A 12,753-nucleotide genomic window follows, 5' to 3' on the forward strand; every position below is an offset into this window, starting at 1 on the left:
TTGAAATTTCAATGCGTTTTGCGATACAATATTTAATACCAAATGTAATTTTGCTATAACATTAAACTTGTACCGCAACGCACTTCATCATTTCATTTCATTATTTACTCCCCTGATCTTTTGATAAATTTGAATACTGATGACGTTCCTTCTTTTCCACTAACATGTAAAAAATAAGCTCCGGTAGGCAAAGTGCTCAAATCTAACTGGCTGTAAGTTTTAAGTTGTACATCATCAATATCAAACTGGCGTACAATTGCACCGTTTAGCGCTACAACCTCAACAACAACATCTCCAGCCCAACGGCTTGTCCATTTAATATTGATTGTATTTACAACAGGATTAGGGAATATATTAAGTTCCATAACTTCTGATTGGTTTACGATAACTGTTACACGTTGTTCTGCAGTTGCTCCGTAAATATCAGTTGCTTTCAAGATCAATTCAGTTTCTCCGTTAGAAAGGCTTTCAATTGTAAAACCAGTCGCTGATGGCGCTATTGATGCAATTTTTCCATCTACTACAGTAGCTTCAAAAGTCAATTGATCACCATCCGGATCGCTGAAATATTTATCATAAGTAAAGCTTTCCTGAACAGACAATCTATTGAACAAAATTGCTTGTGCACCAAGTGCCAAAGGAGCTTTATTATTTACAACCGTTACTTTTATTTGTTGTACAGTACTTAAACCAAAAGCATCTGTTGCAGTCAGGGTTAAGATTGTTTCACCCGCAGCATGTGTTTCAACTACAAATTGACCCAATTCCTGTCCAACGGTTACAGTTGCAATATTTTCATTGGCTACCGTTGCATTAAATGTCATTTTATCTCCATCAGGATCTGTGAAATAATCTCCAAATTGACGCACATCAAAATAATTCAATTTAGAATAAACCATTTCATCTGACTTAATAACTTCAGGCGCACGATTCGTTTTTAATACTTTAACTTCTAATGATGCTGCTGAAGATGCACCTAAATCATCCACTGCAGTGTAATTCAATGTATATATTCCTGCAGTTTCATAACCCGGAGCAAGTTTTACTGAAAGCTCTCCATTAAGCAATTCAAATGTTGCCCATGCCGGTGCATTAGCAGATTGAACTGTAATTTTATTAGCTTCTTTATCAGTCAAGCCGATTTTCACCACTACTTCTGAAGCTTCATTAACAATTGTAGTTTCTACAGGTACATTAGAGAAAACTGGCGCTTCATTAATATGTAACTTAACCGGAATCTTTCCTGTACTGTTAACAGGATCGTTTGTTCTTACATTTAAAACTGCGTGTTGATTTCCACGAACTCCATTTGCAGCAGTAAAGTCAAGTTGAACATCTTTTTTTCCGCCAGGAGCAATAGTTCCGTTTGAAAGTCCGTTGATAGAAACCCATGCATTAGAAGCAAAATTTTGCTCGCCTGCTCTAACCATCCATCCATTCCCAGGATACAAATCTGAAGCTTGCAAATCATACCATTTTTCACCATCACTTAATGTATATCTACCCGGAGTGTTTACAATTCCTGACATAGAACCTTGTGCATAAGCCATTTCATAAGGATATGTAATCACAACGTAGAAATCTTCGTTTGGATAAAGTCCTTTAGGTTCTTTAATTGGCAATGTAACCCAAGATCCGGTTTTACCGCCTTCATAAACATAATCAACAGAACCTTGATCTATTATTGTTGCATCGGCTACAGAAGTTCCTCCTGCACGTATTTCGTAAACAATAGTTCCTGTTGGTTTATCAAGACCAAACATAAAAGTTTGAAAATGTGATAATGTAAAACCGTCTTTCCCAGCATTAAATCTGGTTGCAGTTGTAAAAGGTTCTCCTCCGTCATAACCAAAGTGAGAATCCGCAGCCATTTTATCTTCGTACTTTAATACTCGGTTAAAAGTAGGTTCAGCATAAACGCTAACTCCACCTTTAGGCGCAGGATTTGATTTTACTATAGAATCAACTTTGGCAGTTTTTGCCTTTTTTGCCATTGCTTGCGGACGTGAAGTAATTCCACTTGCCGCTTTTCTTAAATAATCAATACTCAATTCATATTTTAAAGCACCATTACCTTTACTATTATCAAAAACAGCAAATTGTGTATCTGTATCTGTTAAATAATTTACCGTACTATTAACTTCAGTCGTTTGTACTGCTAAAGTTGGCGGTAATGTAACTTCTGCTTTTATCGGAATCAAAAGTTTTGCTACTGTAGCATTACTTTCGATAACTAAATTATCAGTAATAGAACCTGCTGTTGTTGGAGCGTATGTAATTCTGAATTTAGAATTTTCACCCGGTAATATCGCTGTATAGCTTCCCGCTAAATCATTAATATTTGTCCAACTCCAATAACCTCCACCAAACCAGCTTGTGAAATAAGCATAAGCTTCAATCGTGTAAGCAGAAGATCCACTTTCTACAGAAATATTTGAAATTTGAAGTTTTTCAGCACCAGTATTTTGAACTAAAAATTCTTCAGTATAGCTTACTTCAGGATTCACCATAATTTCACCATAATTTATTTCTTCTAAGTTTGAAGTAATAATTGGTGCTCCGGTTACGGTTAATTTAATTGGTTTTTCAAGCCATTCCTGATTTGGAACATTAGTGCGTAATTTTAATGTACTATTATATTCTCCCGCATATATATTACGTGCATCAATATCAATTTGAGCATTCAAAGTAGTTCCAGCCGGAATTATATGTTTTTTTGCCGGACTGATTAAATATGCTAAACCTTGTCCGTGATTTACATTTGCATGATTAGAAATAAGAACAAAATCTGACTGATCGCCATTTTGAAGACCAATACTTGCCAAATTTGTAGTTCGATCTGCAGTTCCGCTTCCGTTAACTTTATATTGAAACTTCATAGTTCCATTTTTATAAATGATAATCTGAGCAGAAGTTGGATCTCCCATTCCACCAAAGAAATTCACAAAATATTCCCATGAAATAATCACTTTATCATTATCGCTGTAATAGAAAACACCTACTTCATCTTTTGGATAAGTTGTTGTATCAAAAGCACCAAATACCCAATATGGAGCAATAACAGTCTTCAATTGATCTGTTGGCATGTTTCCTATTATTGAAGGAGATTCTGTTGGTTGATCAAAAGTTAATAATCCGGTTGTACCAATGTGAATATCTGTATAATCCTTTCCATAATAATTAAATGACCACGGAAGTGTTTTTGTTTTCCAATATTCATCAACATTATTTAAATCACCATCTACTAATATTTGAGTTCCTGTTTTACGAATATCAATCCATTGATAGTTTGTTCCGTCATTTGAAGTTTCATAACTATACGTAAAATTCGGAATTGCTTCTGAAGTACTTACCGGTACAGACATTGTCAACCAATTTGTTCCTGTTGCTACAACTTCAAGGTCTGCTTTACCAGTATTTTCGATCAATAAAGGATATTTAGACGTTTGTCCGTGTTGCAAAGTCTCTGTTAATAAATCTAAAGTAGTAACTTTTATTCCCGGAGGATCTAATACTTTCCCCGCAAGAGTGATAGTATAATTACCACCTTTGTCATCTTTAATATGTAATGCATCTGTAAAATCAGCTACTACATCAGTCGGCAAAGTAACGTCGTAAACTTTAATAAGTCCAGGTGCTATAGTTGCACTTGTTTCGCCTGTTACTTGAAATTTATTATTGTCTAAAGTAAAACTCGTAAGTGCTACAGCTTTAGTACCTGTATTTTTAATACTAAATTTTCTAGATGCAACAGCTCCTTGAAATACATTTCCGAAATCAATATTTGTTTCAGAAACAGTAAGTTCTGCTTTACCGCCACTTGTAATATTAACTTGGATTAAAGGATTAACCTGCGTATTTACCGGATCTGTTGATACAATATTTACATATCTGTTAATTTTACCTTCGTGCAAAGCTGCAGTTTCCATAACAACATCCATCTTAGCAGATTCGCCAGGCAATAAAATTCCTCCCGCATTACTGATAGAAGTAATCATATCCGGACCAGGATAATCAAAACCTAAAGCCAATCCAGAATAAACTTTTGTTACTTTACTATAATTGCTTACCAAAATTCCGTCTACCTGATCATAATCTTCCATAAGAATGTTAAGATATCCTAAGGCATCATCCTGAAAAGTAATATCATTATAGTAAAAACGAATATTTCCGTCTGCAAACAATACCATTTGTGCACTAATATTTCCTGAATATCCATCAGTAAGATTAGAATATTGCACGATAACTCTGTCTGCTTCTACTTTATAATATATAGAACCGCCTTTGCTCAACTCAACATAAGTTCCCAAAGGAGAAATATATCCTTTTGGCGAATAAGGCGCTCCGTCTAAAGCTGGCTCATTAACCGGGTTTGTTGTATCATCAAAAGTTGTAAAACCTTTATAACTAATGAACAGTTTTTGCATTTTCTGAGCATAATAAGGAAAATCAAATCCCATTTCTACAGGATAATATCTGTTTGCTTCAGCTTTAAAATAATTAGTAATATCTGTTCCTGTTCCAGAAATATCTTGATAATCATAGGTTATCGGAGTTGTTTCTGATGCTAAACTTGTACGATATTTATATCCGTATTTGTGATATCCGCCTTCCCAAGTATCGCTGGTTCCTGATTGATCGTACTTTGGAACAAAATATTTCAATGCAGCTTTACCTTCATTTTTTACAGTAATTGATGCCGTAACTTTATCTCCCAATGCAACATTATCGATCAATTGAGTCATTGGATCAACTACGATTTTTGCAGGTTCAGAACTTACTCCAAATAAAATAACTCTTAATGTTTTAGGACTACTTGTAGATGTAAGCGTCAAAAATCCATTATCGTTTCCTGTAGCATTTGGCGTATATTTCACTTTAAGTGTTACTTCGCTATCTGCAGAAAGTTTATTTGGATAACTTCCAATAAGTTCAAAGTTTGGATTAGAAATATTAAGAGCAATATCATTATAATTCCCCAATCCTGTATTTTTTACTACAACTTCCAACTCTTTAGAACTTCCTTGAAATACACTTGAAAAATCCAATTTCTCAGCAGCTTTAAGAACCGGTTGTTGACCAGATACATTTACAGTAACCGGAACTTTTAATTCTCTATTTGTTGCATCATTAGATTTTAAAATAGCATTTGCATAATAAGTACCATTTATTAATTTAGAAGCATCAGCAGAAAGAACTGTTTTTTCATTTGCATTTCCGTTTACTTCACCACTTGTAGGATCTAAAGTCAAATATTCCCCCAAATATTTATTTTGACTTCCTGCAATATTGAACCATGCAAAATCATTACTCGCAAGAGCTACACTTAATGGTCCCCAAGTTTGTCCAACATCAAAAGATATATAACAATTATCTGAACCTTCAGCTGTATTTTCATAACCAATTCCTAAAGGGTAAAGACTTCCAGCCGGAATGTGCAATGCTACCCAAAAAGTTTCTCCTTGTTGAAAATATAATTGTTCATCCAAATTTATAGAAGCATAACCTTCAGTAGCACTAAAAGGTGTATATTCCTGTGCATAGATTAAATTCTCTTTGTTTAATGAAGTTCCTTTGTAAATTTCGATTACAACAGGACCAAATTTTGGATCTACTCTTAGATACGACGTAATTTGCGTTAAGTTGAAACCATCAGCTTCATTAACAAGATATTTTGTCGCAGCCGAATTTGGAATACTGGTATCTTCGTCTCCAATAATGTTTGTTGGATTATCACAATAACTTTTATCTTGTGGCGTAAATCCAAGTGTTTCTATTGCTGCGCTTTTTGATGAAGCTGCAATTTTAGATTTCGTTCTACCCACTTTTACTGCAGAAGTAACTTTTCCTGTTTTTGCAGAAGGATATTTAATATTCTTTGCAGAAAAAGCTGAAAGAGCAGTTTCTTTATGACGGGCTAAAAATTCCCACCTCAAAACACCTTCACCATTATTTAAGACAGTCATATCATGCGTTCCCTTAAAAGAAGTGCTCGCATCGACATCAATTACAATGTCTTTACTATTATCATCAACCGTAATTTTTGGACCTGCATTTGTTGTGCCCTGAACAATATTTGACAATTCAGATAAATTGTTCCATCTGTCTCCAGAAATTACCGTAAAATAATATTTAGTAAGACCTAAAAGTCCGTTAACAGAATGAGTAATTGTTGTTCCCGCTTCAGCCGTATTTTTAATAATATCATACTTTGCCGAAGCCAAATTACTTTTCGTTATTGGTGAAGTGCTGTAATAAATACGAAAATCAACAGGTTTTGTATCGTCAGTATCTGTTGGAACTGTCCATGATAAATTTGCAAATTCCTGAGCAACTCCTGTCAAAGCCAAATCTGTAATGGCATTTGGCGCAACGCCAGCATTATTTTGGATCGCCAAAAATGCATCTATATGTCCCGAACCTAATTTTCCAACGTAATCCGGATTATGAGAATCAATATCAACAACACCGGTTACAAGTTTAGTTCTTAAAACTTCAGGCGTTAATTGGCTTTTTCTATTTGCCAAAGCAAGTGCAGCAATACCAGAAACGTGCGGACAAGCCATTGAAGTTCCCTGATAGAAACCATATTGGTTCTTTGGCAATGTACTTAAAACACCGTTTTTAGATCCAAGTTCAGTTTCTCCACCCGGAGCAGCAACATCTACCCAAGTTCCATAATTAGAATAACTTGCTCTTTCCCAATTTGGTCCAATTGAACTTACACATAACGTATTTTCATAATGACCCGGAAACCAATCTCCATCAGAATTACTGTTTCCAGCAGCAAAAATTACGATTCCACCTTTCATTGGACTATTCGGAAAATCTCCCGCTTCAGCAATAAAATAATCTATCGCTTCTTTTATAGATTCGTCAAAATTTCCAGGTTCTGTATATCCCCAACTATTTTGAGAAATCACAGAACCATTGTTTGCCGCATAAATATAACTTTCTTCAAAACTTCCGCCTCCTAAAGTTTGAACGGACATGATTTTTGTACCATCGTTATTACCACTTCCTCCGGCAACACCACAAACACCAATTCCGTTGTTGTTTACCGCAGATATTGTACCCGCTACGTGAGTTCCATGAGGTTCAGCTTCGATTGCTCCGCTATTCTTGTCAAAATTCCAACCATGGATATCGTCGATATAACCATTTTTGTCATCATCAACTCCCGCAACTCCATTAAGCTCAGCTTGGTTTGTCCAAATATTTGCCTTTAAATCCGGATGTTCAATATCAACTCCCTGATCATGAATCGAAACAATAATTTCCGGATTCCCTTTTACAACATCCCAAGCTTTAAATAAATTAATATCAGAACCGTTTGGATATCCCGTTTGTCCCGTATTATTATAATGCCATTGTTCTGGCAATTTAGGATCATTAAAATAAGAAGCTGCTGCAGAAGATTTTTTACCATCAATTTTAACAGCCTTAAAATTGTAATCAGACAATACTTTTTGTTTCTCTGTTTCTGCTGTTTCTACTTCAGCAATTGCCTTGTATTTAAGTACTGCATCTTTTGCGCTCTGGTTCGCGTCAATGTCTACAACATACCATAAATCAAGTTTGTGTTTTCGCAATTTTGCTTCTAATCTCGGATTAGGATTTTCCGGAAATAGCCTGTGCATATTCCGTGCTCCAACTTTGCTCGAAACCTGATCAAAAGCCAGAATTCCCGTGGTAAGCTTTTTTCCCGTGCTCACATTCATTTTCTTTAAAGCCGATGACATCTGTCCTGAAAATTTAATTTTTACAGAACCTTGTTTGACACCTTGCTTAAAAGTCGCTTGCTGACCAAAGGAAAAAACTGACCAAAGCGAAAAAATAAAAAACCATAATAATCGATTTCCCTTTTTGTAATAATTTGTCATTAAAGTTGTTTTTTGGTTAGTTAATAATTTAATGCAATTGCAAAAACAGTCTCTTAAACCTAAGTACTACTCTTAAAAAATTACGAATAGCTTGCTGTTTTAACAACACATCAAATGTTTCGGGGCAAGAATATGGAAAAATCAAATAGTCAGGCTTCAAACCATAGTTACATCTTATATATAGAGAATAAATCATCATTACATTTGTATTACAACGAATCATAAACATCTAACTACAAGAGCTTTAAATAGTAAAAATTATTCAATTCTAAAGTCTAGAATTTAACCGCAAAGTGCGCGAAGATTTAATCTTATACTGTGTTTAAAAAATACAAAAGTTCGCAAAGCTATACGGAAAGCTTTGCGATCTTTGCGTTTTTACAAGATCTTATTCGCAAAAAAAACTTTGCGTGCTTTGCGGTTAATTTTGTCATAACAGGCACAAACCTTTGCATACTTTGCGGTTAAATCTCTTCTATTTATTTTTTGAGTAAATCGCATTAATATCTTCAAAACATCAAAAATTATTCATAGTTTAGCGTCCAAATCATTTAAATTGAATCGTTTTTATACTTATATAGTTTTTTTTATCTTTATCTGTGAAGCAATGTTTTCACAAAATATTGATCGTCTGAAATTGCAATATCAGAAAACTACTGATCCTGATAAAAAAGCACATTTACTACTTAAAACCGGGCGTATATTAGAGAAACAAAGTTTGGATTCTGCTTTATTTTATTATAAAAAGGTTCTCCCTTATGAAAAAACGGTTACAGATACTCTTTTAGCCAAAGTATATTCCAGTATCGGAAATGTCAATCTATTAAAAGGTAATATTGATGTTTGTCTGGAGTATCAGTTAAAAGCTTTGAAATTATTTGAACGTTATCCGCCACAACAAGATATTGTAGGAGTTTATAATAGTATTGCTCTAGTTTATTTTTATCAGACTGATTTTGACAAAGCACTTGTAAAATACAATCAGCTTAGAGCTTTATTGAATAAAAACATTATAAAAGATCCCAAGAAAGCACATTATGTTCAAGGAAAACTTCTCAATAATATTGGTATTATTTACGATAACAAACATCAGGAAGACCTTGCTCTTGAATATTTTGGTCAGGCCTCAACACATAGCAAAAAGGCAAAAGACAATGAAAATCTGTCTTCTGTTTATTCCAATATGGGAATTATCTACCTTAAAAGTAAACGCTTCGATCTTGCCGAAGCTATTTTTATTGAAGCACTTAATTTGCGAAAAAAAGACAACGATATTTTTGGATTATGCAAATCTAATTATCATTTAGGAAGACTTTATAAAGAAAAAAAGCAATTTGACAAAGCACAGGAATATCTTCTTATCGGTCTTAAATATGCTAAACAAGCCAATTCGTCTTCTACAAGAGCCTCTATTATTGAAGAACTTAGCCTTGTAATGGCCGGAAAAGGAAATTATAAAAATGCCTATGATTATCATGTCGCTTACAAAACTTTAAGTGACAGTCTTTTTAACAAAGAAAACCAGCAAAAAATTACTCAGGCCGAAATGCAGTATAAATTTGATAAAGAAAATCAAGCTGCAAAAATTGCTCAAGATCAAAAAGAACTTGTTTACACTATTATTGCGGTTGGGTTGATTCTAGTAATCATTATTGTGGTTATTATGTATCGCCTTCAGGAAACAAAAGCTAAAATTCAGCAATTGGCAAAAGAAAGTGCGGAATTGAGTAATAAAGAACTTTCTTCAAGAGAAGATATTTTGAAAAGGGAATTAGAATTTAAAAATAAAGAGCTTACAACAAATATCATGTATCTCTTAAAGAAAAACGAATTCAATACCGAAATTTCGAATCGCTTGATGGAGTTGAAAAAACAAATGAAGAAAACCGATCAGGATGTTATTCAAAAAATAATCCTGGACATTAAAAATGCGCAGGATGACGATATTTGGAAAGAATTCGAAGTGAGATTTAGTCAGGTTTATAATGACTTTTATGAGCGTTTAAACATTAAATATCCTGATCTTACGCTTAACGAAAAAAGGATTTGTGCCTTTTTAAGATTAAACATGACAACCAAAGAAATTTGCGCACTTACCCGTCAATCTTATAATAGTCTGAATGTAGCTCGAGCAAGATTAAGAAAAAAACTAAATATCCAGAATGAGGAAATTAATCTGGTAACTTTTTTAGAAAATATATAATCTAAATAATCAAATAAAAAAAATCCCAAATTCCAATTGTTAAGTTGGAATTTGGGATTTTATATATTTAGAATTTATCGAGACTTTAGTCTAAAATAAAACTAACACTTACGTTTGCAGTAACTTCGATTTCACCAATTGCTAAAGTTTCATTTGAAGCTCCGGCAGAATCCGCCGCCATAGATTTCATAGAAGCATACATTGGTTGTGGACGATAAACCTGTGTATTATCAGAAATTGTATAAGCTTTACCAACTTTTTGACCTAAAACTGAAACGTAATCTTCTGCTTTTGATTTAGCATCTTTTATTGCCAATTTTCTAGCTTCAGTTTCAAGTTGAACTAATTTAGAAGTTTCAAAAGAAACTCTGTCGATACGATTGATTCCTTGTTGAACCAAACCTTCCATTAATTCGTCGTATTTAGACAAATCTTTCAAAACAATTTCTACAGTTTGAGTAGCATTATAACTTGTTTTCTTTTTCTCATAATCATATTGAGGATTAAGAGCTACTTGTTTTGTTTTGAAATCTGCTGTAGGAACATTCATTTTTTTAATGAATTTCAAAACAGCATCCATTTTCTCGTCGTTTTGCTTTTTGACATCTTTAGCATTATTCCCTTTTGTTTCAACAGTTGCTGAAATACAAACCTGATCAGGTGCTACTTTTACTTTTCCTTCTCCATTTACATTTATCTGAGGAATTTGTTTGGTTTCTTGAGCGTAAGACATAGTCATAAACATGATTGTTAAAAATAATACTACTTTCTTCATTTTTGTTATATTTAAGTTATTTGATAATGACTTTTCAAAAGTTGTGCCATTAATTATAGTTTCCCCAATTTTGCCATTACGAAAAGTATAAAAATAGGTATTGCCAACAGAACAACCATTAAAGTATGATCAGCAAATAATGAAGGTTCTTTTATCAAAGTTATCATATAACCTCCTATAGCACCTCCAAAGTGCGCTGTATGTCCAATGTTATCATTTTTGGCGCGCATTCCATAAATAGAATACAATAAATATAAAATTCCGAATAAATATGCCGGTATTGGAATGACAAAGAAAATTCCTAACATCATATCCGGTTGAAGCAATATCGCAGAATACAAAACTCCCGTAACTGCTCCCGAAGCTCCAACGGCACGATAACTATAATCATTTTTATGAAAAAGCATCGTTAGTAAACTTCCGAAAATTAAGCTTCCAAAATAAACCAAAACAAAAGAAATAGTTCCCAACCATTGTATTACAACCGGCGCAAAGAACCAAAGCGTCAACATGTTAAAAATTAAATGCATCATATCAACATGCAAAAATCCCGACGAAAGCATTCTGATTTGTTCTCCGGAACGAATACTTCCAACATGAAACTCGTATTTTCTAAAAAAAGAAAGATCATTAAAACCTTTGTAACTAATCAAAGCATTAGCTACTATAATTCCAACTAAAATGGTATTCATAAAAAACATTTAATGTGAATTGTAAATATAGTCATTCTTAAACATATGTTAGCGTCAAAGCAAAATATCAATGGTTATTCATTTTTAATTTATATTTGTAAAAAAAAATACATGCAATTTCTCGTTTATATACTAGCCTATCCTTTTCTTTGGCTAATCTCAATTCTTCCTTTTCGAATATTTTATTGTTTTTCAGATCTAGTCTATTTCATTATTTACAGAATCGTCGGCTATCGCAAGAAAGTTGTTCGTGCAAACTTAGCATTGGCTTTGCCACACTTAAATGATGCAGAAAGAAAAGAGATCGAAAAGAAATTCTATAAACATATGTGCGATATGTTTCTGGAAATGATCAAAACTATGAGTATTTCGGCAGAAGAAATGGACAGAAGATTTAAAGTAACGAATATTGACCTTGTAAACGAATATGCAAAAAAAGGCAAAAGCGTTATTCTTGTAGCTTCTCACTATGCAAGTTACGAATGGCTTTTGACAATTAATCCTAAAATTGATTTTCGCGGAATCGCCGTTTACAAAAAAGTAGCAAATCCATACTTTGATAAATTGGTTCGAAAAATTCGTTCCAGATTTGACACAGAATTGATTGAAACCAGAAAAGCAATTCCAACAATGGCTCAAAATCAGCGTGACGGAATTTTAAGCATGTACGGTTTAGCAAGTGATCAATCGCCAAAACTTGACAGAATTTTTCATTCTATGAAGTTTATGGGAGTTGAAGTTCCCGTACATACAGGCGCAGAAATGCTGGCAAAAAAATACGATCTGAGTGTTGTATTTGTACAAGTAAAAAAAGTACGCCGTGGTTATTATGAAGCTACAATTATTCCAATTGCAGATAATCCAAAAGAATATGAAAATTTCGAAATCACCGAAAAATATCTGAGAGAAGTCGAAAAACAAATTTATGAAGCTCCAGAATTTTATTTATGGACGCATAAAAGATGGAAACATCGTGTTGAATAATCTTTCACAATAACAAAAAAGGTCAAAAAAAGTAACATTCTTTTTTTGACCTTTTTCTTTTCGAAAAACAACAAAACAATTAAACATACTATTTGATCTGCTGAAAACTGATTTTGATGTGTTTTTGTAATATTTTTTCCTAATCGAATGAAAATCAAAAATTACACAAACAACATAAATTTGGAGTTAGAAAATTTATTACTCCAAACCCAAATC

General features: G+C 33.4%; 5 protein-coding genes. 2 read left to right on the top strand and 3 right to left on the bottom strand.

The features are described 5' to 3' along the window. Positions 1 to 104: 104 nt before the first annotated feature. Positions 105 to 7,883 carry a S8 family serine peptidase gene (locus WN975_RS10185; protein ID WP_337966443.1) on the bottom strand — a complete coding sequence of 2,593 codons (7,779 nt, stop codon included), beginning with the start codon at positions 7,881 to 7,883 and terminating at the stop codon, positions 105 to 107. A 607-nt stretch (positions 7,884 to 8,490) separates the two neighbouring features. Here WN975_RS10185 and WN975_RS10190 point away from each other — a divergent pair. Beyond that, on the top strand, positions 8,491 to 10,086 hold the full coding sequence (locus WN975_RS10190; protein ID WP_337966444.1) for a tetratricopeptide repeat protein: 1,596 nt from the start codon (positions 8,491 to 8,493) through the stop codon (positions 10,084 to 10,086). 85 nt (positions 10,087 to 10,171) lie between these two features. Here WN975_RS10190 and WN975_RS10195 read toward each other — a convergent pair whose 3' ends face one another. After that, the gene (locus WN975_RS10195) at positions 10,172 to 10,861 is read right to left on the bottom strand and encodes an SIMPL domain-containing protein (RefSeq protein ID WP_337966445.1); all 690 of its coding nucleotides are present in this window, start codon (positions 10,859 to 10,861) and stop codon (positions 10,172 to 10,174) included. 53 nt (positions 10,862 to 10,914) lie between these two features. Then, positions 10,915 to 11,553, bottom strand: a complete 639-nt coding sequence (locus WN975_RS10200) for a rhomboid family intramembrane serine protease (protein ID WP_337966446.1) — start codon at positions 11,551 to 11,553, stop codon at positions 10,915 to 10,917. Between the two features lie 111 nt (positions 11,554 to 11,664). Here WN975_RS10200 and WN975_RS10205 point away from each other — a divergent pair, with 111 nt between their 5' ends. Further along, positions 11,665 to 12,537 (top strand): lysophospholipid acyltransferase family protein, encoded by an 873-nt coding sequence (locus tag WN975_RS10205; RefSeq protein ID WP_337966447.1) that lies wholly within the window; start codon positions 11,665 to 11,667, stop codon positions 12,535 to 12,537. Positions 12,538 to 12,753 lie beyond the last annotated feature (216 nt).

This window comes from uncultured Flavobacterium sp. (genome assembly GCF_951805225.1).
Lineage (GTDB): Bacteria > Bacteroidota > Bacteroidia > Flavobacteriales > Flavobacteriaceae > Flavobacterium.

Bases quoted from the DNA above. Each gene is read 5' to 3' on its own strand.
- WN975_RS10205 (WP_337966447.1), top strand. From the start codon at position 11,665: ATGCAATTTCTCGTTTATATACTAGCCTATCCTTTTCTTTGGCTAATC.
- WN975_RS10190 (WP_337966444.1), top strand. From the start codon at position 8,491: ATGTTTTCACAAAATATTGATCGTCTGAAATTGCAATATCAGAAAACT.
- WN975_RS10200 (WP_337966446.1), bottom strand. From the start codon at position 11,553: ATGAATACCATTTTAGTTGGAATTATAGTAGCTAATGCTTTGATTAGT.
- WN975_RS10185 (WP_337966443.1), bottom strand. From the start codon at position 7,883: ATGACAAATTATTACAAAAAGGGAAATCGATTATTATGGTTTTTTATT.
- WN975_RS10195 (WP_337966445.1), bottom strand. From the start codon at position 10,861: ATGAAGAAAGTAGTATTATTTTTAACAATCATGTTTATGACTATGTCT.